General features: G+C 60.6%; 18 protein-coding genes. 14 read left to right on the top strand and 4 right to left on the bottom strand.

Features of this window, described 5'->3' with window-relative positions:
- Positions 1-32: 32 nt before the first annotated feature.
- Both ACWR1S_RS19240 and ACWR1S_RS19235 read left to right on the top strand, forming a co-directional pair.
- The gene (locus tag ACWR1S_RS19240) at positions 33-2,153 is read left to right on the top strand and encodes a TonB-dependent copper receptor (RefSeq protein ID WP_454564602.1); all 2,121 of its coding nucleotides are present in this window, start codon (positions 33-35) and stop codon (positions 2,151-2,153) included.
- Between the two features lie 165 nt (positions 2,154-2,318).
- Positions 2,319-3,692 (top strand): PepSY-associated TM helix domain-containing protein, encoded by a 1,374-nt coding sequence (locus tag ACWR1S_RS19235; RefSeq protein WP_454564601.1) that lies wholly within the window; start codon positions 2,319-2,321, stop codon positions 3,690-3,692.
- A gap of 68 nt (positions 3,693-3,760) precedes the next feature.
- Here ACWR1S_RS19235 and ACWR1S_RS19230 read toward each other — a convergent pair whose 3' ends face one another.
- Positions 3,761-8,572: a DUF4329 domain-containing protein gene (locus ACWR1S_RS19230; protein WP_454564600.1), complete on the bottom strand. Its 4,812-nt coding sequence runs from the start codon at positions 8,570-8,572 to the stop codon at positions 3,761-3,763.
- Between the two features lie 310 nt (positions 8,573-8,882).
- Here ACWR1S_RS19230 and urtA point away from each other — a divergent pair, with 310 nt between their 5' ends.
- The 11 genes from urtA to ureC all read left to right on the top strand — a co-directional run bounded on the left by urtA (position 8,883) and on the right by ureC (position 19,195).
- Positions 8,883-10,148, top strand: coding sequence for an urea ABC transporter substrate-binding protein (gene urtA / locus ACWR1S_RS19225; protein ID WP_007914554.1), 1,266 nt, complete (start codon positions 8,883-8,885; stop codon positions 10,146-10,148).
- 143 nt (positions 10,149-10,291) lie between these two features.
- Positions 10,292-11,794, top strand: a complete 1,503-nt coding sequence (urtB, locus tag ACWR1S_RS19220) for an urea ABC transporter permease subunit UrtB (RefSeq protein ID WP_454564599.1) — start codon at positions 10,292-10,294, stop codon at positions 11,792-11,794.
- A complete protein-coding gene (urtC, locus tag ACWR1S_RS19215; protein ID WP_454564598.1) occupies positions 11,794-12,873 on the top strand; it encodes an urea ABC transporter permease subunit UrtC in 1,080 nt (359 codons plus the stop codon). The genes urtB and urtC overlap by 1 nt, the downstream gene beginning before the upstream one ends.
- A complete protein-coding gene (gene urtD, locus ACWR1S_RS19210; protein WP_108224426.1) occupies positions 12,870-13,739 on the top strand; it encodes an urea ABC transporter ATP-binding protein UrtD in 870 nt (289 codons plus the stop codon). Before urtC ends, urtD begins: the two co-directional genes overlap by 4 nt.
- 57 nt (positions 13,740-13,796) lie before the next feature.
- Entirely contained in the window at positions 13,797-14,495 is a 699-nt protein-coding gene (gene urtE, locus ACWR1S_RS19205; RefSeq protein ID WP_454564597.1) for an urea ABC transporter ATP-binding subunit UrtE, read from the top strand.
- A gap of 43 nt (positions 14,496-14,538) precedes the next feature.
- Positions 14,539-15,378 (top strand): urease accessory protein UreD, encoded by an 840-nt coding sequence (locus tag ACWR1S_RS19200; RefSeq protein ID WP_454564596.1) that lies wholly within the window; start codon positions 14,539-14,541, stop codon positions 15,376-15,378.
- 224 nt (positions 15,379-15,602) lie between these two features.
- Positions 15,603-15,905: an urease subunit gamma gene (gene ureA / locus ACWR1S_RS19195; RefSeq protein ID WP_007915951.1), complete on the top strand. Its 303-nt coding sequence runs from the start codon at positions 15,603-15,605 to the stop codon at positions 15,903-15,905.
- Between the two features lie 9 nt (positions 15,906-15,914).
- Positions 15,915-16,448, top strand: a complete 534-nt coding sequence (locus tag ACWR1S_RS19190; protein ID WP_454564595.1) for an N-acetyltransferase family protein — start codon at positions 15,915-15,917, stop codon at positions 16,446-16,448.
- 5 nt (positions 16,449-16,453) lie between these two features.
- A complete protein-coding gene (locus ACWR1S_RS19185) occupies positions 16,454-16,987 on the top strand; it encodes a GNAT family N-acetyltransferase (protein ID WP_077570724.1) in 534 nt (177 codons plus the stop codon).
- Positions 16,987-17,292 (top strand): urease subunit beta, encoded by a 306-nt coding sequence (locus tag ACWR1S_RS19180; RefSeq protein WP_016984791.1) that lies wholly within the window; start codon positions 16,987-16,989, stop codon positions 17,290-17,292. Before ACWR1S_RS19185 ends, ACWR1S_RS19180 begins: the two co-directional genes overlap by 1 nt.
- Before the next feature lie 202 nt (positions 17,293-17,494).
- Positions 17,495-19,195 carry an urease subunit alpha gene (gene ureC, locus ACWR1S_RS19175; protein WP_454564594.1) on the top strand — a complete coding sequence of 567 codons (1,701 nt, stop codon included), beginning with the start codon at positions 17,495-17,497 and terminating at the stop codon, positions 19,193-19,195.
- Positions 19,196-19,255: 60 nt separating this feature from the next.
- Here the strand turns inward: ureC and ACWR1S_RS19170 are convergent, their stop codons facing one another.
- From ACWR1S_RS19170 to ACWR1S_RS19160, 3 genes are all read right to left on the bottom strand, one after another.
- Positions 19,256-20,662: a hypothetical protein gene (locus tag ACWR1S_RS19170; RefSeq protein WP_454564593.1), complete on the bottom strand. Its 1,407-nt coding sequence runs from the start codon at positions 20,660-20,662 to the stop codon at positions 19,256-19,258.
- 205 nt (positions 20,663-20,867) lie between these two features.
- Complete coding sequence (locus tag ACWR1S_RS19165; RefSeq protein ID WP_016984795.1) at positions 20,868-21,173, bottom strand: chaperone modulator CbpM; 306 nt, start codon at positions 21,171-21,173, stop codon at positions 20,868-20,870.
- 23 nt (positions 21,174-21,196) lie between these two features.
- Positions 21,197-22,147, bottom strand: coding sequence for a DnaJ C-terminal domain-containing protein (locus ACWR1S_RS19160; RefSeq protein WP_095126127.1), 951 nt, complete (start codon positions 22,145-22,147; stop codon positions 21,197-21,199).
- Between the two features lie 291 nt (positions 22,148-22,438).
- On the opposite strand from ACWR1S_RS19160, the gene ACWR1S_RS19155 reads away from it, so the two are divergent.
- Positions 22,439-23,576: Hsp70 family protein (locus ACWR1S_RS19155; RefSeq protein ID WP_454564592.1), on the top strand; the 1,138-nt coding region annotated here is incomplete at its 3' end.

Raw genomic sequence — 23,576 nt, 5'->3', positions numbered from 1 at the left:
GTGTCGTTTACGAATGTTTGATGGAAATTGTCATGTCCAGGTTTGCTGCTGTTTCACGTTCGGGTTCCACCCCGGTGTCTTTCGCTTTGAACGAGTCGCGGATTCGTTTCAGGCACGCTACCGCCGTCCTTTGCGGCGTATTGCTGTCCCCGCTGGTGCTGGCCGATGACCACGCCGGTCACCAGGAAGAACTCAGTCCGACGGTGATCACCGCAATCGCCCCGAGTTCACCACTGACCATCGTCACCAATCCGAAAGATCCGCGCCAACCGGTGCCGGCCAGTGACGGCGGCGACTATCTGAAGACCATTCCCGGCTTCGCTCTGGTACGCAATGGCGGCACCAATGGTGATCCGGTGCTGCGCGGCATGTTCGGTTCGCGTCTGAACATCCTCACCAACGGCAGCATGATGCTCGGCGCCTGCCCCGGCCGGATGGACGCGCCGACCTCGTACATTTCGCCGGAAACCTACGACAAGCTCACCGTGATCAAAGGCCCGCAAACCGTGCTTTGGGGGCCTGGCGCCTCGGCCGGCACGGTGCTGTTTGATCGTGAACCGGAGAGCTTCGGCGAACTCGGCACACGCGTGAACGCGAGCATTCTGGCCGGCTCTCACGGACGCTTCGACAAGGTCGTCGATGCCGCTGCCGGCGGGCCGTTGGGCTATGTGCGAGTAATCGGCAACACCGCGCATTCCGACGATTACCGCGACGGCAACAACGACATCGTCGCCTCGCGTTACGACAAGTGGAACGGTGACGTCGCGCTCGGCTGGACCCCGGATGCCGACACCTTGATTGAACTCACTGCCGGCAAGGGTAATGGCGAAGCGCGCTATGCCGGGCGCGGCATGGACGGCTCGCAGTTCCTGCGTGAAAGCCTCGGCCTGCGTATCGAGAAATCCAACATCACTGACGTGCTGGAGAAACTCGAAGCGCAGGTCTACTACAACTACGCCGACCACGTCATGGACAACTACACCCTGCGCACGCCGTCCGGCACCGGGATGATGGCCGGGCCCATGGCGTCCAACGTCGACCGCCGCACCCTCGGCGCGCGGATCAAGGCCACCTGGCGCTGGGCTGATATTCAGTTGATCACCGGCCTCGACGCGCAGACCAACGAGCACCGCCAACGCAGCGGCATGGGGATCGACACCTACAAGGACCAGCCGTACAGCAAGGACGCCGATTTCCACAACTACGGCGTGTTCAGCGAGATGACCTGGTACGCCGCCGACCGTGATCGGCTGATCAGCGGCGCCCGCGTCGACCGCGCCTCGGCCAAGGATTATCGGCAGACCACCGGTTCGGGAATGATGAGCCGCCCCAATCCGACCGCCGACGATACCCGCGCCGACACCCTGCCTAGCGGCTTCATCCGTTACGAGCATGACCTTGCCGACAGCCCGACCACGCTTTATGCAGGCCTCGGCCACGCGCAACGCTTCCCGGATTACTGGGAGCTGTTTTCGCCCAAGTCCGGCCCGGCCGGTTCGGTCAACGCGTTCGATTCGATCAAACCGGAAAAGACCACCCAGCTGGACTTCGGCGTGAACTACAAGAGCGCCGACCTCGAAGCCTGGGCCTCGGGCTATATCGGAGTGGTGCGCGACTACATCCTCTTCGACTACACCCCGGGAATGATGGGCATGAGCACCTCGCGCGCCGAGAACATTGACGCGCGAATCATGGGTGGTGAACTCGGTGCCGCGTACAAACTCACCGACCACTGGAAAGCCGATGCGACCCTGGCCTACGCCTGGGGCAAGAACAGCAGTGACGGCAAGGCTCTGCCGCAGATGCCGCCGCTGGATGCACGCTTCGGTCTGACCTATTCCGAAGACAACTGGAGCGCCGGCGCACTGTGGAGGGTGGTTGCCGCGCAGAACCGTATCGACCAGAACAAGGGCAACGTGGTCGGCAAGGATTACGACAAGAGTTCAGGCTTCGGCGTGTTCTCACTAAACGGTGCCTATCGGATCAACAAGAACTGGAAGGTCAGCAGCGGCGTCGACAACCTGTTCGGCAAGGCTTACGCCGAACACCTGAACCTGGCGGGCAACGCCGGATTCGGCTACCCGGCCAATGACCCGCAAGCGATCAATGAACCGGGGCGCACGCTCTGGACCAAGGTCGACATGAGTTTCTAACACCCACCCACCCATGTGGGAGCGACGGTGCGACGATTCGACCTGCTCGCGAAGGCGTCGTGCCAGACGACATCAACGTTGGATGTGCCGTCCCCTTCGCGAGCAGGCTCGCTCCCACAGGGTTGCAGAACAACTAGAAGATCCAAGCCCAGCGGAGCACACGTGATGAAACAGCCCAAACCGAATTTCTACAACCTGGCCTGGCGTTGGCATTTTTACGCCGGTCTCTTCGTCGCCCCTTTCATGGTGATGCTGGCCCTGACCGGCATCATTTATCTGTTCAAACCGCAGCTCGATTCGCTGATGTACAGCAGCCTGCTCAACGTCCCTGCCGGGCATCACACGGTCCCGGCCGATGACCTGCTGCAACGGGTGAAAAGCGCTTATCCACAGGGCCAGGTCACCCAGTATCTGCCACCGGTGAATGCTGAACGCAGCGCACAGTTTGTGGTGAAGAACGCCGGCCACGAGCTCAACGTATTTGTCGATCCGTACCACGGCGACATCCTCGGTGAGCAGGATGCCAAACAGAACCTGCAAGCCATCGCCCGCGCCATCCATGGCGAATTGATGATCGGCACCGTCGGTGACCGCCTCATCGAAATGGCTGCCGGTTGGGGCGTGGTGCTGGTGGTGTCCGGCCTGTTCCTGTGGTGGCCGCGCGGTCAGGCAGCGGGGATTCTGTGGCCACGGCTGAACAGTCGCGGTCGCGTGTTGTGGCGTGATCTTCACGCCGTCACCGGATTCTGGGGCGCGACCCTGTTGCTGGTGATGCTGCTCAGCGGCATGACTTGGACCGGTTTCTGGGGCAAGCAGTACGCGCAAGTGTGGAACGTGTTTCCGGCGGCAATGTGGGACAACGTGCCAACCTCCGACGTCGAGGCGCGCAGCCTGAACACCGCCACGCGCCAGACCGTGCCATGGGCGATGGAAAACACGCCGATGCCAATGTCCGGCGACCACGCCGAACACATGGCTCACGGTGCCGCCAATGCCGGCCCGGCGGCACCCACCATCCGCCTGCAAGACGTGCAGAACATTGCCACCCAGCGCAAGGTCGAACCGGGTTACAGCATCACCCTGCCGACCACCGCTACCGGTGTGTTCACCATCGCCGTGTTCGCCGATGACCCGCGTAACGATGCCACCCTGCATGTCGATCAGTACACCGGCAACGTCCTCGCCGATGTGCGTTTCGAACAATACGGCACCGTTGCCCGCGCCACCGAGATCGGCGTAATGCTCCACGAAGGCAAGATGTTCGGCACCTTCAACCAGATCGTCGTGCTGCTGATCTGTCTGATGATTCTGCTCAGCGCCGTCAGCGGCGTGGTGATCTGGTGGAAGCGTCGGCCACAGGGCAAATTCGGCGTACCACCGCTGCGCCATGACCTGCCGAAATGGAAAACCGGCGTGGTGATCATGCTGGCCCTGGCAGTGGTGTTCCCGTTGGTGGGGGCTTCGCTGGTGGTCGTCTGGTTGCTGGATCGATTGCTGTTATCGCGGTTTGATCGGCAAGCTGAATCTGCCTCGACGTAAATCAGACTCAATGTGGAGTGGCCGCCGACGGCGGCACACTCCCGGCCATGTAGCCGCTGGATCGAGCGTTACAACTCGTCTCTGACTCGCGCACCACCCTCAGTTACAGGCTGCTGGCGACGCTCTCTCCAGCCGGAGCCCATTCGTCCGGTCTGACGCCAGTAATGCCCTGCGAGCAGCACCCTGAATTCACCCAGCTCCATGAGTTGTGAAACAAACTCGCCCGGACTTAGCCGGCTGACCCAACGCCCGGCTTCGAAAGCAACAGGTCGGGTCAGCAGCAAATCCCTCTCGGCCTGCGAGTAAACGGGTGTGTACTTGATCAACACATGGTTCGGCGTTGAGTAGTAATAATCCTGAATGTCGAAACCCTGGGCCTTGAGTTCATGTGTGTGCGCATGCACTCGCGCAGGCGAAGCGAAATTTGCTCTGACATCATCCGTGTCCGGTGCGAGCGTGGTATTGCCCGACAGATGGAACTGGTGGCTGGCCACGAGTGTGTAGCCACGGGGATAACGTGCCGCCGGATTTCGCCAGCTGATCGTCGGATCCCTGGACGAGCGGAATATCTGCAGGACAGGGTCCTCTGCATAGGCGGACCAGGCTATTGGCTCGAGCGGGGCAAATCGACTGCTCGTCGACCGCGCCAGAATCGCGCCTTCGTAACCGGTTTCGGTGTGAGCCGTATCGTCCGTGCGTTGTTGCGCATAGCGGGCGGCATCGTCGGGGTGATGAAAAACCGGCCCCAGCGCCGGTACCGGGTTATCTCGCCATTGTTGCTCGTTCGAAGCATCGGCCATACGCGGCTGCCAGCGCTCATCCACTTGACCATGCCGCGACCAGTAATCACTGGTTTCAATAACGTCGAGCCGGCCGGCCTTGGCCATCCGGTGCACGTAGTCTGTAAATCTGAATCTGCCCCTGGCAATGTCACGTTCATCAATCGCTGCTTGCTCGCGCGATACAAACGCATTGGGGCGCAACTCAACCTGCCCGTAAGCGTCGTAGAACACGCCGGGTTCAAACGCATGCAATTGCAGTTTCAGCAACGCGTCATCGGCACAGGAGATGTAGATCGGTTTGTACCCCTGCGGCGTACTGGAGCGTCGACAGGCTTGCTGAACATCGTTGGGGTTAACAAAGACATTTCGCAAATCATCGGGCCGTGCGCCCAACGGAGGCAGCGCTGCGCGCAGATAAATCGAATCCTGTACAAACCCTGAAAGCAGGCGTGCCTGTTCGAATACTCGATCCACAGCCAATTCAGAGCGTTGCACTTCAACGGGCAGGCTGGCGAGGAACAAGCCATCCCGAGAGCGCAGTATGAATCCGAAAGTCTGAGTGTCCCTGCTCACCGAGACTTCATGAACATACCGGGCAACCGCATCTGCCTGAATGAATACCGGACTGCAAAGCGCAGCGCTCGCGGCTCTGGTGTAATCCATTACGGGCTGCAGATCTGCAGAGAAAGGAACCCAGCGACTCACCTGACGGGGCAAACCCCAGACTTCACTGCCGATGACAACCTGCAAATAGCCTGCCTTTGCCAAGGCATCGACCCATTCACTCGGTTTCAGGTTCGCGCTACGTATGCGCTGTTTTATCGCGTCGCCATTCAGGTTGGCAGGGACCGTTTTGTAATCCGTCAGAACGGCGACCAGGTCTGCGCGCAGGCGATCCCATATTCCCGGTTGATAGCGGATCAACGAACCGTCGGGGCCGAACAGGTACTCATCCCACGCCATTCTTGGCAGCCGCGTGAAGGCGGAGTACACGGTATCGACCGACAGCATGTTCAGATAGATCTGCTTCTCGACACGAGAAAAAATGACCGACAGCTCCCTTGCGACTCTGGATCGATAACGCGCCGTGATCCTGCAGCCAGCAGGAAATATGCCCGCGTCCTCGCTTTCATCCGGAAAAATCTCGGTGATGTCGAAATCCTCCCGCGACACCTCGAGGGGCGCAGAGGCCAAATACAAGCCGTCGGGCCGTTTCAGAATGACGCCGCCATAAGGTTTGTCCGTACCCCGGGGCAAGCTCGATTTGGCAAACGCCGCAGCATCGTCAGCACTTTGAAAAGCCGGGCCGAGCCAGCGCCGCTGCAGATTCGCGTAGGGCTGCCACGTTGGCCTTACCCTTCCTGAACGATCCCAGCACGCGCTTGTTCGTACCACCGAGAGTTCACCGCTTTCGGCGACCGCATGGACGAAATCCGTCGACAGCCACTCGCCGGACGCGAGGCCTCGCTTGATCGAGTCAAGTGTTGTCTGAGAGGTGTCGTCATGGAACAACTTGCTTGCCTTATTCCTTGCATACGTCAGCAGAGCACCGTCCCGAGTGGCAAGATAAAACGCGGCAGGCCCTGAATCCATTACAGGCCGCCGGCGACCGTAGTACATCGCTGTGGTCAGACTATCCGGCGAGACAAAGTACTGCGCCAGCCAGTGCTCAGGGCTGCTCGACGGTGCCTTTACTCGCTGATGTAGATAAAAGCTCCCATACATGTCGAAGCCTTCCGGGTACTGATACCAGGGCGCTGACCGTCGAGGGGCGAACACGGCCTCCAGTCGAAACAGATTGCTGTCCTGACCACTGACAGGAAACAGCTCAGTACCGATGTATTCCTCCCGGCCCTCGTGCTTGAGGATGAATCCGAACCAGGCACGGTTCTCATCATGCAAACGCCTGTCGCCAGCAAACAGATACTGCGCCGCTTGGTCCGCCGAAGCACAGACTGGACCGTACATGACGAACTCAGGCCGCTTCCATGGCAATGGCCAGGGAGAAGACGACCGAGGCGAAGACGAGGAAGGATACGGTGGCAGTGACGGCTGGGGCAGGGACGGCGTAGGCAGTGTCGGTATGGGCGATGTCGGTTCTGTGGATCTTGACCCGGCGGATTCTGGCATGCTCCAGCCCGGCAGTATTTGGCCGCGATGGCCCCACAACTCGTTGTCCGTCAGGTTGAACAGCCAGCCGGCGGCGGCCTGCTCCCTGATGAAGTCCTGCGGTCGTTTGCTGCCGTTGTCCAGGTCCAGAGCCAAGGGACCGGGATGCAAGCGTGTCCCCAGGCGTCGCGCCAGATCCTTCGAAGCCAGGGTGGCGTAAGGTGCGAATCTGACCAGACTGTCCATGGCTGCAGAGCAATACAGAACAGTTTCATCAAGCAATACCTGCCGGACCTCCTCGACACTCAACATCTGCAGGCTGAGCAACGCCTCGTAGAACGTCCACTGCCGGAATTCGATATTGACCGGTTCCAGCTGCGAGAGCGCTACATGGGAGACATAACGGGCGTGCAACACATGGTTGTCGGGAAAAACCGGACGCCCTCGATTATCTCGAGGATAAAGCTGCCCCTGGTCAAGCACATCGATGCCCCCTTCCAGCGGCTCGGTCACCTCAAAGCGTTTGTCGCTGCGCTGAAATACATAGCCCACATACTGTCGGTCACGTCGAATGCCGACTTGTTCGTGGGCATACCGGACAGCGTCATCGGCGGATAAAAACGCCTGACTCAATGGCGGCCAAGGGAAGTTCGCGAAGGGTACCCACTCCAGGTCCATCACCCCCAAACGCGCCCACAACGCGCTGCCTCGTACAACTTCAAGCCGGCCAGCCAATATCAACATCGAGACAAATTCCCGTGGCCATAATGCTCCAGTCATCAGCCTGGACTGCACCCCGGCGTCGGTGATTGACCCGTCGGAATGCTCGACGCTCAGTGCCGTTTCTATCTCGCTGCCGCTGAAGCTGTACTTCAACATGGAAGCATCGTTGGCCTGCATGTACAGCGACAAAGGCCGACCGGCCACAGCCAATCTCTGGCTCCTCTTGTGACACGAAATGGCCAGAGCGATTTCCTGTGGCGTGAAGAAATTCTCGCAGAGCCACGGCTGAGCAGGAGTGAGCCGCGAAGGGTCAGGACGGGAAGCGTAGTAAAAACCTTCCAGCCCGTAGCCTTCAGGCAACTGTAATTGCCCGTCATCACCCGCCGGAAAGATCTTCACTGGATCCCATGACGCCAGTCCCGCCGGGCGTGCATGGGTCGCGACATACTCTTCGCTGGCGATTTTCTTCAGAAGCAACCCTGAAGTTTGTGCGCCCCGGGACTTTAGCGCGGCAATAACGGCGCGTTCGGCATTGACACAGACGCGAGTCATCAGCGGTAACTCGGTAAGCCTGCCTTTGGAAAATGGCTGGCCTGCTTTCCAGTCCGGCGGCACTTGGCCAACGGAATGCCCCCAGTCTTCGTGCGAAACTATGACTTTCAGCTCACCCACGGACGCGACCTTGTTGATGATGCTCATCACGTCATAGGTGCCCACCGGATTACCGGTCGGCGAGCCAGCCTTGCGCCATAGGTAGTAGCTGAACTCCTCTTTCGAGCCACTCGGCGAATATTTGAGCAAGGTTCCATCGGGTCCGGACAGATACGCACTGCGAAAAAAGTCCTTCGCAGCCACATCCGCGACGAAATCCAGATCGGAGAAAAAATTGATGAAAAGCCTGATCAGCCTTTCGTCCTGACGTGGGTTGGCTTTGCGAACTTCCTCGTACAGAGGCGCATGGCAATGCAGGTTCGCCACGCATCTATAGCCACGAGGGTGCACGTAGCGGCCTGCGGCATCGACTTCGATGATGCTACCGAAATCGAAGCGTGTGACTTCTCCCGGGACGGGTGAGGTGGCGACGAATCGCCCATCCGGGCGAAGCAGGACCACGCTGCCATATTCCCTGTCCGTGTTCTGGGGAATACGGGTATGGACCCAATAGGCAGCATCCTCCTCAGTCAGAAACGCCGGACTCAGGGGCGGCAGCCCGAGTTTGCGGGAAGGTTTGGCGGCGCGGTCGGTCCGGCCTGAAACGTCACTCATGATAAGCATCCTGCGAAATAGAATCGGGATAACGATCGAATGAGTCTGTTCCTGCCGGCCTGGCGAGCCGTGGTACATGTTTATCGTTTATGTGTCCGCATCTGCCAGCACACGCCGCGCCCCAAACTGGCGCACCTCTGCGCACCAACACCCGCAACCTGTCCATTCCTGGTGCGCTCCCCCTGTTACGCAACCGCTCTGAAACGACATTTTCCTGCCCGATCCCGACCGGGCACAGCCCTTGCAAAACACACCTTCAGTCGTCCGCATCTGCCAACCAGAAAAATTGAATGTTCATGGAGATCGCACAATGAAGCGTCGCAGTTTGATCAAGGCTTTCACACTCACGGCATCCATTGCCGCGATGGGCATGACCTGGACTGTCCAGGCCGCCGAGACCATCAAGGTCGGGATTCTGCATTCGTTGTCCGGCACCATGGCGATCTCCGAAACATCGCTCAAAGACATGGCGCTGATGACCATCGACGAGATCAACGCCAAGGGCGGCGTCAACGGCAAGATGCTTGAGCCGGTGGTGGTTGACCCGGCGTCGAACTGGCCGCTGTTTGCCGAAAAAGGCCGGCAGTTGCTGACTCAGGACAAGGTTGCCGTGGTGTTCGGCTGCTGGACTTCGGTGTCGCGTAAATCGGTGTTGCCGGTGTTCGAAGAGCTTAACGGCCTGCTGTTCTACCCGGTGCAGTACGAAGGCGAAGAGATGTCGCCGAACGTGTTTTACACCGGCGCTGCGCCGAACCAGCAAGCGATCCCGGCGGTTGAATACCTGATGAGCGAAGAAGGCGGCAGCGCCAAGCGCTACTTCCTGCTCGGCACCGACTACGTCTACCCGCGCACCACCAACAAGATTCTGCGTTCGTTCCTGCATTCCAAAGGTGTGGCCGACAAGGACATCGAAGAGGTCTACACACCGTTCGGTCACAGCGACTATCAAACCATCGTCGCCAACATCAAAAAATTCTCGGCCGGCGGCAAGACTGCTGTCATCTCGACGGTCAACGGCGACTCCAACGTGCCGTTCTATAAAGAGCTGGCCAACCAGGGCCTGAAAGCCACCGACGTACCGGTTGTGGCGTTCTCGGTCGGCGAAGAAGAACTGCGCGGCATCGACACCAAACCGCTGGTGGGCAACCTCGCGGCGTGGAACTACTTCGAGTCGGTAGAGAACCCGCAGAACAAGAAATTCGTCGCGGACTGGAAAGCCTACGCGAAGAAACACAACCTGCCGGGCGCCGACAAAGCCGTGACCAACGACCCGATGGAAGCCACTTATGTTGGCATCCACATGTGGGCGCAGGCGGTCGAGAAAGCCAAATCCACTGACGTCGACAAGGTGCGTGAAGCGCTGGCCGGGCAGACGTTTGCCGCGCCGTCGGGTTACACGCTGACCATGGACAAGACCAATCACCACCTGCACAAACCGGTGATGATCGGCGAGATACAGGCCGATGGTCAGTTCAACGTCGTGTGGCAGACCGAAGGGCCGATCCGCGCGCAACCGTGGAGCCCGTTCATTCAGGGCAACGACAAGAAGCCGGATTATGCGGTGAAGAGCAACTGAGTCATCCCGCTCAACCTGATCGTTCCCACGCTCTGCGTGGGAATGCCTTAACGGACGCTCTGCGTCCGCTTTAGGGACGCAGAGCGTCCCGGGCTGCATTCCCACGCGGAGCGTGGGAACGATCACTACGCAAGGCCACGCATATGCGCACTGCCCTCTACCGCTTGCTTCTAGCCATCGCACTATTGCTGCCAATGCTGGCCCACGCTGGCGAGGCCGAAGACTTCGTCGCGGCCAATCCCGTGCAACAAGCCAAACTGCTGGGAACCTGGGCCGCGCAGCCCGATCCGGCGCGTATCGAATTGATCAACGCCCTGCAACAAGGCGAGCTGACCATCGACGGCCAACCCAAAACCCTGCGCCTGAATAACCGCCTGCGGGGTCTGATCGACACTGCCATGGCCAGCCACCAATTGCTCGCCGCCGACGCCAAAATCCGTCTGAGTGCCGCGCAGCAATTGCAGAAAAGCGCGAAACCCGCGCAGCTGAAATTCCTCGACCAGCAATTCGCTGGCGAAAAAGATGAAAGCGTCCACGCCGCCCTGAGCCTGGCCCTGGCCAATCTGCAGTTGGTCGATACTGACCCGGCCGTGCGTCTCGCGGCCGTGAGGTTGCTCGGCGAAACCGGCGATCCCCTGGCGCGTACCCGTCTCGAAGGTTTGCTCGAACCCGGCGTCGAAGCCGACACCAACGTGCGCACCGCCGCCGAAACCAGCCTCGCTCAGGTCAAACGCAAACTGCTGATCGGCGAAGTGCTCGGCCAAGCGTTCAGCGGCATGTCGCTCGGTTCGATTCTGCTGTTGGCGGCACTCGGTCTGGCGATCACCTTCGGCCTGCTCGGGGTGATCAACATGGCCCACGGCGAAATGCTGATGCTCGGCGCCTACTCGACCTACGTGGTGCAGCTGATGTTCCAGCGTTATGCACCGCAAGCGATCGAGTTCTACCCCTTGATTGCGCTGCCGGTGGCGTTCTTCGTCACGGCGGCAATCGGCATGGCTTTGGAGCGCACGGTGATTCGCCATCTCTACGGCCGACCGCTGGAAACCCTACTTGCCACGTGGGGCATCAGCCTGATGTTGATTCAACTGGTGCGCCTGTTGTTCGGCGCGCAGAACGTTGAAGTGGCCAACCCGGCGTGGCTGTCCGGCGGCATTCAAGTGCTGCCGAATCTGGTGCTGCCATACAACCGCATCGTCATCATCGCCTTCGCACTGTTCGTCGTCGTGCTGACCTGGCTGCTGCTGAACAAAACCCGCCTCGGCCTCAACGTCCGCGCCGTCACCCAAAACCGCAATATGGCCGCCTGCTGCGGCGTGCCCACCGGGCGCGTCGACATGCTCGCCTTCGGCCTCGGTTCGGGCATCGCCGGCCTCGGCGGCGTGGCGCTGAGCCAGATCGGCAACGTCGGCCCAGACCTCGGCCAGAGCTACATCATCGACTCGTTCCTGGTGGTGGTGCTCGGCGGCGTCGGCCAGTTGGCCGGTAGCGTGCTGGCGGCCTTCGGCCTCGGTATCGCCAACAAGATTCTCGAACCGCAGATCGGTGCGGTGCTCGGCAAGATCCTGATCCTCGCGCTGATCATTCTGTTTATCCAGAAACGTCCGCAAGGCCTCTTCGCACTGAAAGGACGGGTGATCGACTGATGAACCAGCCTCTGTTAGTCACGGCCACACAAAAGGCCGGCCCAAAAGTCACCCTCGCGGTCGGCGCGGTGGTTCTTGCCCTGCTGATCGCCCTGCCGCTGCTGTCATTGTTGCCGGCGGAAAATGCTCTGTCGGTCTCGGCCTACACGCTGACGCTGGTCGGCAAAATCCTCTGCTACGCCATCGTCGCGTTAGCGCTGGATCTGGTCTGGGGTTACGCCGGTCTGCTGTCGCTGGGCCACGGTCTGTTCTTCGCCCTCGGCGGTTATGCGATGGGCATGTACCTGATGCGTCAGGCGGCTGGCGATGGCTTGCCGGCGTTCATGACCTTCCTGTCGTGGAGCGAATTGCCGTGGTATTGGACTGGCACCAGCAGCTTCGTCTGGGCGATGTGTCTGGTGGTGTTGGCGCCGGGTTTGCTGGCGCTGGTGTTCGGTTTCTTCGCCTTCCGTTCACGGATCAAGGGCGTGTATTTCTCGATCATGACCCAGGCCCTGACCTTCGCCGGCATGCTCCTGTTTTTCCGCAACGAGACCGGGTTCGGCGGCAACAACGGCTTCACCAATTTCCGCACGATTCTCGGCTTCGGCATCACTGAGCCGGGGACGCGCGCGGTGTTGTTTCTGGCGACGGTGTTGCTGCTGGTGGCGAGTCTGTTCATCGGCTGGCGCCTGGCGCAAAGCAAATTCGGTCGCGTGCTGACCGCGTTGCGCGACGCGGAAAACCGTTTGATGTTCTGCGGCTACGACCCGCGCGGTTTCAAGCTGTTCGTGTGGGTCTTGAGTGCGGTGTTGTGTGGGCTGGCCGGCGCGTTGTACGTGCCGCAAGTCGGGATCATCAACCCGAGCGAAATGTCGCCGACCAACTCGATTGAAGCGGCCGTGTGGGTAGCCCTCGGCGGTCGCGGCACCTTGATCGGGCCGTTGCTCGGTGCCGGTGTGGTCAACGGCATGAAGAGCTGGTTCACCGTGGCCTTCCCCGAGTATTGGCTGTTCTTTCTCGGCGCACTGTTCATCGTCGTGACGCTGTACCTGCCCAAAGGCGTGATCGGTCTGCTGAAGAAACGAGGTGAACAATGAGAGTCACGGCGAGCGCGGAATTCATGTTGGAGCCGGCCTTTTTTCCCGTCGAACCGAACAAGGACGCCGGCACCAGCCGCGACTCGATCGGTCTCGGGCAAAGCGTCGGCCCGGGCCTCGATACGCGTCACGGCACCATCCTCACCCTGGAAGACATCAGCGTCAGCTTCGACGGCTTTCGTGCGCTGAACAATCTCAACCTGTACATCGGCGTGGGTGAATTGCGCTGCATCATCGGCCCCAACGGCGCGGGCAAAACCACGCTGATGGACGTGATCACCGGCAAGACCCGGCCGAGTCACGGCAAGGCATGGTTTGGTGAAACCCTCGACCTGACGCAGATGAGCGAAGTGCAAATCGCCCAGGCCGGCATCGGTCGCAAGTTTCAGAAGCCTACGGTGTTCGAGGCTTTGAGCGTGTTTGAAAACCTTGAATTGGCACAGAAGACCGACAAGTCGGTGTGGGCCAGTTTGCGTGCGCGCTTGAGTGGCGAACAGAAAGACCGGATCAGCGAAGTGCTGGAGACGATTCGTTTGACCACCTCGGTCAATCGCCCGGCCGGGTTGCTCTCTCATGGGCAGAAGCAGTTTCTCGAGATCGGCATGTTGCTGATGCAGGACCCGCAACTGCTGCTGCTCGATGAACCGGTGGCGGGGATGACCGATGCGGAAACCGAGTTCACCGCTGAGTTGTTCAAGAGCCTGGCGGGCAAGCATTCGCTGATGGTGGTGGAGCATGACATGGGCTTTGTTGGCTCGATTGCCGACCACGTCACTGTGTTGCACCAGGGCAGCGTGTTGGCGGAAGGCTCGCTTGAGCAAGTGCAGGAAAACGAGCGCGTGATCGAGGTCTACCTCGGCCGCTGAAGACCTAGATCGTTCCCACGCTCTGCGTGGGAACGATCACCGGGGGAGAATTTGGAAATGCTGCAAGTCGACAAGCTGCACCAGTACTACGGCGGTAGCCACATCCTGCGCGGTCTCTCGTTCGACGTGAAAGTCGGCGAAGTCACCTGCCTGCTCGGCCGTAACGGCGTCGGCAAAACCACCCTGCTCAAATGCCTGATGGGCCTGCTGCCGGCCAAAGAAGGCGCGGTGAATTGGGAGGGCAAACCGATCACCACGTTCAAGCCGCACCAGCGCGTTCACGCTGGCATCGCCTACGTGCCACAAGGCCGGGAAATCTTCGGGCGCCTGACCGTGGAAGAGAATCTGTTGATGGGGTTGTCACGCTTTCCCGGCAGTGAAGCCAAAGAAGTGCCAGATTTCATCTACGAATTGTTCCCGGTGCTGCTACAAATGAAGCAGCGTCGCGGCGGTGACCTCTCCGGCGGTCAGCAGCAACAGCTTGCGATTGGCCGCGCCTTGGCCAGTCGCCCACGTTTATTGATCCTCGATGAGCCCACCGAAGGCATTCAACCCTCGGTGATCAAGGAAATCGGCGCGGTGATCAAGCAACTTGCGGCGCGCGGTGACATGGCGATTCTGCTGGTCGAGCAGTTCTACGATTTCGCCGCGGAGCTGGCCGATCAATACCTGGTGATGTCCCGGGGCGAGATCGTCCAGCAGGGGCGCGGTGAAAATATGGAGGCCGAGGGTGTACGCGGGCTGGTAACGATCTAGTACAACGAACTAATCTGTAGCTTCCTAACGATAATTACACACCATGAATTCGACCGTTGCACCTGCCCTGTTTACCCCGAGCTGGCACGCCGAGCTGGAACTCGCCTACGCGCGTTTCGGCGATTGCACACGCCCGGTCATGCGCCGGCACCTCGGCCCGCTGCGCGTGCAAAAGCATCTGTACGCCGAAGGCCCCGAGGTCTGCCAGCACATCATCGTCCATCCGCCGGGCGGGATTGCCGGCGGTGATCGACTGGACATCAGCGCCCGCGTCGAGCACGACGCCTGGGCGCAGATCACCAGCCCCGGCGCGGCCAAGTGGTATCGCGCCGGTGGGCCGGCTTATCAGAAGCTCGATTTGAAAGTAGCGGCCGGGGCGACGCTGGAATGGCTGCCGCAGGAGACCATCGTCTATAGCGCGGCCCAGGCTGAGCTGACAACTTCGATTGATCTTGAGGGTGATGCGCGGCTGCTCTACTGGGATGTGGTGGCGCTGGGTCGTCCGGCCAGTGGCGAGCGTTTTGATCGCGGGCATTTTCAGGCGCACCTGGATATTCGCCGCGACGGTCGATTGCTCTGGCATGAGCGCCAGCGCATTGTCGGTGGCGACGGTTTGCTTGATTCGCCGATCGGGCTGGATGGCAATCCGGTGTTTGCGACGTTGTTGGTGACCGGTGAGATTGATGCCGAGTTCCTGGAGCGTTGTCGCTCGCTGGATCACCACGTTCGCGGGGATCTGACCCAGTTGCCGGGGTTGTTGGTGGCCCGTTGTCTGGCCAGTGAAGCATTGCTTGCCCGCGCCTGGCTCATCGATTTATGGCGTTTGCTGCGGCCGGTGCTTCTGGATCGCGAGGCGGTGTCACCGAGAATATGGAACACCTGAAAAGCGGCCCTCACCCCCCGCCCTCTCCCGGAGGGAGAGGGAGCCTGACCGAGTCGCTTGAAATGAATTTAACTGCCTGAACGAATACTGCTGACTGAACCGGCCATTGAAAACAACCGAGTTCAGTCCCCTCTCCCTCGGGAGAGGGCTAGGGTGAGGGGTTGCTCCAACTGGCACCCCGCGCCCGCAAGAACCTCACAAAACTGCCCTGATGGAACCCCACAATGGACCTGACCCCACGCGAAAAAGACAAGCTGCTGATCTTCACCGCCGGCCTCGTCGCCGAGCGGCGTTTGGCGCGCGGCGTGAAGCTCAACTACCCGGAAGCCATGGCCTACATCTCCGCCGCCCTGCTCGAGGGCGCGCGTGACGGCCAGACCGTGGCCGAGCTGATGCACTTCGGCACCACCCTGCTCAGCCGTGAGCAAGTGATGGAAGGCATCCCGGAAATGATCCCGGAAATTCAAGTCGAAGCGACGTTCCCCGACGGCACCAAACTGGTCACCGTCCACCAACCGATCGTCTGAGGCCGCGCCATGACCTACTCCATTCGCGATGCCGTCCACGCCGATCTGCCGGCGATCCGCGACATCTACAACGACGCCGTGCTCAACACCACGGCGATCTGGAATGAACAAGCCGTCGACCTCGGCAACCGTCAGGCCTGGTTCAGCGCACGCCAGGCCCAGGCGTATCCGATTCTGGTAATCGTCGACGGCGACAACAGCGTGCTCGGCTACGCTTCATTCGGTGACTGGCGGCCGTTCGACGGGTTTCGCCACACCGTCGAGCACTCGGTTTATGTACGCAGCGACCAACGCGGCAACGGCCTCGGCCCGCAACTGATGACGGCATTGATCGAGCGGGCAAAAACCTGCGGCAAACACGTGATGGTCGCCGCCATTGAAAGCGGTAACGCCGCCTCGATCCGCCTGCACGAGCGCGCCGGTTTCAGCATCACCGGGCAGATGCCGCAAGTCGGTACCAAGTTCGGTCGCTGGCTCGACCTGACGTTTATGCAACTGACCCTCAACCCTGGCGCGGAGCCGCCTGACGCCAACAAGGAGTGACACCGATGAACGCCGCCCAGCTGCGCCGCGTCAATGCTGAAAGTTTTGCGCATTACCGTCAGGGTTTGATCGATCTGTTGCTGGATGCCGTGGGTTACGGCGCCAGTGTTGGCTTCATGGCCGACCTCGATGCGGCTCAGGCGCGCACGTATTTCGATGAGGTGCAGGACAACGTCAACAAGGGCAGCGTGCTGCTCTGGGTGGTGGTCAAGGACGAGCAGGTGCTGGCCAGTGTGCAGTTGGGCCTGTGCCAGAAGGCCAACGGCCTCAACCGCGCCGAGGTGCAGAAACTGCTGGTGCGCGAACACGCACGGCGTCGCGGTCTCGGTCAGCAATTGATGAGCGCGCTGGAACTCGAAGCGCCCAAACACAAGCGCGGCATGCTTTACCTCGACACCGAGGCTGGCTCGCCCGCCGAAGATTTCTACAAGGCGCTGGGTTACACCCGCGCGGGCCAGATTCCTGATTATGCCTGCGACCCGACCGGCACCTATCGGCCGACCGCCCTCTATTACAAGATTCTGCAAGGAGCCCAGTGATGATTCCTGGCGAGTACCAGATCCAGCCCGGCGACATCGAACTCAACGTCGGCCGCCGCACTGTCAGCCTGAAAGTTGCCAACAGCGGCGACCGGCCGATTCAGGTCGGTTCGCACTATCACTTTTTTGAAACCAACGACGCGCTGACGTTTGATCGCGCGGCCAGCCGTGGCATGCGCCTGAATATTCCGGCCGGCACCGCGGTGCGCTTTGAGCCGGGGCAGAGCCGCGAAGTCGAGCTGGTCGATTACGCCGGGCATCGGCGGGTGTTCGGGTTTGCCGGACGGATCATGGGTGACCTCTGACATCTGCGTGCACCGCTGCCCCTCACCCCAGCCCTCTCCCAAGGGAGAGGGAGCCGATCACCGATAACCGCCCCACCGCGACCAGTCCCCTCTGCGGCGCCGATCACCGATAGCCGGCCCACCGCGTACAGTCCCCTCTCCCTCTGGGAGAGGGCTAGGGTGAGGGTCGATGGCTCACCACTATTTTCCTGAAGGACGCCGCATGAAAATCTCCAGACAAGCCTACGCCGACATGTTCGGCCCCACCGTCGGCGACAAGGTGCGCCTGGCCGACACCGAGCTGTGGATCGAAGTCGAACAAGACTTCACCACCTACGGCGAAGAAGTGAAATTCGGTGGCGGCAAAGTCATCCGCGACGGCCAGGGCCAGAGCCAGCTATTGGCCGCCGAAGTGGTCGACACGCTGATCACCAACGCGCTGATCATCGACCACTGGGGCATCGTCAAAGCCGACGTCGGCCTCAAGGACGGGCGCATCGCCGCGATCGGCAAGGCCGGTAATCCGGACGTGCAACCCAACGTGACCATCGCCATCGGCGCCGGCACCGAAGTGATCGCCGGCGAAGGCATGATCCTAACCGCCGGCGGCATCGACACGCACATTCACTTCATCTGCCCGCAGCAGATCGAAGAAGCGCTGATGAGCGGCGTCACCACCATGATCGGCGGCGGCACCGGCCCCGCCACCGGCACCAACGCCACCACCTGCACCTCCGGACCTTGGCACTTGGCACGCATGCTTCAGGCCGCCGATGCGTTCCCGATGAACATCGGCCTCACGGGCAAGGGCAACGCCAGCCTGCCGGAGCCGCTGATCGAGCAGGTCAAGGCCGGCGCCATCGGCCTCAAGCTGCACGAAGACTGGGGCACCACGCCAGCAAGCATCGATAACTGCCTGAGCGTCGCCGATCAGTTCGATGTGCAGGTGGCGATCCACACCGACACCCTCAACGAGTCCGGTTTCGTCGAAACCACCCTCGGCGCATTCAAAGGCCGCACCATTCACACCTATCACACCGAAGGTGCCGGTGGCGGTCACGCACCGGACATCATCAAGGCTTGCGGCTTCCCTAACGTGCTGCCGAGTTCGACCAACCCGACCCGGCCGTTCACCCGCAACACCATCGACGAACACCTCGACATGCTGATGGTCTGCCACCACCTCGACCCGAGCATTGCCGAAGACGTCGCCTTCGCCGAAAGCCGCATCCGCCGCGAAACGATTGCCGCCGAAGACATCCTTCATGACCTCGGCGCGTTCTCGATGATCAGCTCCGACAGCCAGGCCATGGGCCGTGTCGGCGAAGTCATCACGCGCACCTGGCAGACCGCCGACAAGATGAAAAAGCAGCGCGGCCCGCTGCCGCAGGATGGCGCAGGCAATGACAACTTCCGCGCCAAACGCTACATCGCCAAGTACACGATCAACCCGGCGATCACCCATGGCATCAGCCATGAAGTCGGCTCGATCGAAGTCGGCAAGTGGGCCGATCTGGTGCTCTGGCGCCCGGCATTTTTTGGCGTGAAACCGACGCTGATCCTCAAGGGCGGTGCGATTGCCGCGAGCCTGATGGGCGACGCCAACGCCTCGATCCCGACCCCGCAACCGGTGCATTACCGCCCGATGTTCGCCAGCTACGGTGGCTCCCTGCATGCCACCAGCCTGACCTTTATCAGTCAGGCGGCGCAGGAAGCCGGGCTGCCTGAGGCATTGGGGTTGAAGAAGAAAATCGGCGTGGTCAAAGGCTGCCGTGACGTGCAGAAAACCGATCTGATCCACAACGATTACTTGCCGGACATCGATGTCGATCCGCAAACCTATCAGGTCAAGGCGGATGGTGTGTTGCTGTGGTGTGAACCGGCGGAAACACTGCCGATGGCGCAGCGCTATTTCCTGTTCTGACAAGCGTTGCCGCCTGAATACGGACGTTGAAATCCGTATTCAGAGGCGATGCCTGATCAATCAGGGAAATGCCCACGACATCTGTTGCTCGTTGTAGTTGTAATCCAGGCGCAGCTCAGTGCCTGCCGGGATGTCTTGCGAAGCGAACACGACGTTGAGGATGAAGTCCTTGGTCACCAATTGCTTGCCGACCCACTGTTGCGCCTCGATGTCGAAGGGCACCGTTACAACGTTATAGCCATCCGGTGCCTGGCGAACGGGCTTGCCCGTCGCGTCATACTCAAAGTTGGAGTTGATCCTGGAAATGATGTTGTCGCCCAGTATGGCCAACGGGTCGGGCAGCATTTGCCCCGGACCATATTGCAGACGCACCCCCGCCAGCATGCTGAATGTTTGTTCATGGGGCCCTACGAACCGTGCCGGGGTAATGACCCCGCCGTAGACCCCAACCGCCTCGCCCTTGGCGATACGCCTGTTGGCTACCACCATGGACTGTCCGATCAACGCTTTTTCACCGGGGACTTTTACATCGGCCGCGGTGAACAATCGCCATTGCAGTTTCTGCTCATAAAGCATCGCGACATCTTCATGGCCTTCGAACTTGATGTAGGGCTTGATCTGTTCAGAGGTATACAACTCGCCGTCTGCAAGACGCACTTTGGTCTCCAGCTTGCGAATGCGGATCGGCCGGCCGGCGGTGTCCCGGAGCGGGTATTTGCCGTTGTTGGCGCGGTTGTAAGTGCCCAGCTGATTACCGAGAAACGAATAGCGCGTTTCACTGCGCATCAGATTCAGCTCTTGCGCCGTGTAAGGCTTGATCGGCATGGACTCGGAGGCCAGATAAAACTGCTCCGACGCACCGTCGTCATTGCGCGGCAACTCCTCCAGCGCCAACTCGAACTCATCGTCACTTCTGCGCGGAGAACGACGGCTCTTGCGCGGCATGACAGCCTGCGGCGTGGAAGCGGAGAAGTCCTGCAATGGAAACCAGTGATTGCTCGCAGGATCAAATGCAAGCGCCGGCCCTGACGGTTGCAGTTCGCTCGCCAGACGGGCCCTGTGCAGACCGGTTTGCGCATCGACGGCAAGCAATACCGTGCCGCCATCCTGAATATCGGCGTATTGCCTGCCCTTGAAAGTGCGAAAGCCCTCGGCATCGGCGGCGGGTAACGCGCTCGACGCGGGGATCAGGTATTGCTGCAGCCCTGGGGCATCGGTAGTACTGGCACCGGTGGAAACGGACGTCGACTCATGCACATGCACTCTCGACGTTGCCGCAGCCACCGAAGACTCAGGCGCGCCACCCGCCGTTTCAGGCGTAGGACCGGGCGTTTTGCGCAGAAAGGGGTCTGGGGCGAGATGCGCTGTCCCGGTTCCTGAAGAATCCGCATCAGCGGATTTACGCGGGCTCGCGGGCACATCGACGCGGCCCGTTGCCGGCGTTGGCGGTTTGGGTTTGACTGGCATTTTTACGTTTCCTTGTGAGCGTTACGCTGCGCCCGCCGGCATGGCTGGCGCTGCGGTGACCGGCGTCCATTGCCGATCCTTGCTCGAAACTATCAGAGAGATTCGCCGGTTAAAACCGGGGAAACACCTGCAAAAACATTAACCTTGCGCAAGCGGCTTCGCTTCATGAGCAAGGTCGATCCGGCCAGGCAAAACCGGCGGAAAACTACTCGACCACCAACCGCCCCAACCTCTGGCGCAACATGCGGTTCTCGGCACGCAACTCACGCACCTCCTCCAGCAGATCGAGCGCCAGCGCAACCCCTTCCCACTCCAGCTCCAGATCACGGCGCAACTTCGCCGCCCGTTTGGCCAAAGCCAATTCGTAATCGGTGAAACGCCATTCCCGGGGCTGCGCGCCCTGAGGTTCGAGGATGCCGTGCTCGACGATTTCGATCACGTAGACGTCCGACAAATCGGCCGCCTCACAGAATTCTGCCAGGTCCAGTTGAACGATCAGGGGGCTGCTCATGATGGGCTACTCCGTCGTCGAATTTAGAAGTTCTCTCGCGGATTGAAGGCGGCTTTCTTTGCCAGTTCCTGCCACAGCGCCTTGACCTCGTCGTCGGCCGCTTTCGGCATCACCGCTTTAAGTTGCACAAACAGATAACCGCGCTCGCCGGCCTTGTTTTTCAAGCCATGACCTTTGGCGCGCATGCGCTGACCGTTCTGGCTGCCGGCCGGCACCTTCAAGTTGATCTTGCCGGTCAAGGTCGGTACCGCCACCTCGGCACCCAACGCCAGTTCCCACGGCGCCAGCGGCAAAGTGATGATCAGGTTTTCGCCTTCGACATCGAATTTCGGGTGCGGCGCAAAACGAATGGTCAGGTACAGATCGCCATTGGCCCCGCCACCGACGCCAGGTGCGCCCTGGCCTTTGAGGCGGATGCGCTCGCCGTCGGTCACGCCCGCCGGGATCTTCACGTTCAGGCTTTTGCTGGTGTTGCTGACGTGCTGGCCATTGGCGTTGTATTGCGGCACCTGGAAGGTGACTTTCTTCGACTCGTTCGACAGCGTCTCCTCGAGGAAGATCGGCAGTTCCATTTCCACGTCTTGCCCTCGGCGCCCGGCACTGCGTTGTTGCCGACCCTCGCCGCCACCGAAACCGGGGCCGCGATTGCCGAAGATCGAACTGAAGAAGTCCGAGAAGTCGCCGGTGTCGCCACCGCCGCCGCCAAAACCGCCACGGCTCTGCCAGCCCGGTGGCCCCTGGAACGGCTGACCGTGCTGGCCATAGCGGCGCAGCTCGTCGTATTCGGCGCGTTTGTCGGCGCTCTTCAGCGCTTCATAGGCTTCCGAGGCGTCTTTGAACTTGGCCTCGGCGTCCTTTTCCTTGCTGACATCGGGGTGGTATTTGCGCGCCAGCTTGCGATAGGCAGCCTTGATTGCCTTGTCGTCTGCTGTCGGCTCCACGCCGAGTATCTTGTAATAGTCTTTGAAGTCCATTGAAGGAATCACCATCCGTTATCGATTTCGCGCCGATGCCAGCATGCGCCGATTCGCGCGTGCCGGGTTGACCGATCTCAAGGTTGTGACCGGGTGGCGCAGCAGAAGTTTATCGGCAGTGGACGGCGGTTCTTGCGACCGCCGGTGGTTCTGCCGGCCCATGCCAGCAAGTTTGGGGCAAAGCTGCGAGTTTCAAGCAGTTTAGTCGCGAAATAGCAGATGACCGGCCTTCGAATCTGGCGCGCACTGACATACACTGCGCGGCCGTTTTTTTGACCGGAACCGAAAGACATGAAAGACGCCTCTCCAGCCCGTGCCTGCGGCATCGACTTCGGCACGTCCAACTCCACCGTCGGCTGGCTGCGCCCCGGCATGGAAACGATGATCGCGCTGGAAGACGACAAGATCACCCTGCCGTCGGTGGTCTTCTTCAACATCGAGGAGCGCCGCCCGGTGTACGGTCGTCTGGCGCTGCACGAGTACCTGGAAGGCTACGAAGGCCGGCTGATGCGCTCGCTGAAAAGCCTGCTCGGTTCCAAGCTGATCAAGCACGACACCAGCGTGCTCGGTACGGCGATGCCGTTCAAGGACTTGCTCGGCCTGTTTATCGGCCAATTGAAGAGCCGTGCGGAAACCGCCGCCGGTCGGGAATTCGAGCAAGTTGTGCTCGGCCGTCCGGTGTTCTTCGTCGATGACGATCCGCTGGCTGACCAGGAAGCCGAAGACACCCTGGTCGACGTAGCCAAGAAGATCGGTTTCAAGGAAGTCTCCTTTCAGTACGAACCGATTGCGGCGGCCTTCGACTACGAGTCGACCATCGAGAAAGAAGAGCTGGTACTGATCGTCGACATCGGCGGTGGTACCTCCGACTTCTCGCTGGTGCGCCTGTCGCCTGAGCGCCGCGGCTTCGACAACCGTCACGATGACATCCTCGCCACCGGCGGCGTGCACATCGGCGGGACCGACTTCGACAAACAATTGAGCCTGCAAGGCCTGATGCCGCTGTTCGGCTATGGCAGCCGCATGAAAAGCGGCGCCTACATGCCGACCAGCCACCACATGAACCTGGCGACCTGGCACACCATCAACTCGGTGTACTCGCAGAAATCCAGCCTGGCGCTGGGCAGCATGCGCTACGACATCGAAGACACCGGTGGCATCGATCGCCTGTTCAAGTTGATCGAACAGCGCGCCGGGCACTGGCTGGCGATGGAAGTCGAAGAAACCAAGATCCAGCTGACCCACACCGACAGCCGCCATGTGCCACTGGACCGGATCGAGGCCGGGCTGAGCGTGGAACTTACCCGTGCGCTGTTTGAATCGGCGATTGATGCGTTGCTGGAGCGGGTACGCGGCAGTGTTACCCAACTGCTGAACGATGCCGGTGTGGCGGTGGATCAGGTTGACACGGTGTTCTTCACCGGTGGGT

This window comes from Pseudomonas sp. AIG (assembly GCF_977020205.1).
This window is presented reverse-complemented; position numbering and strand designations above follow the sequence as displayed.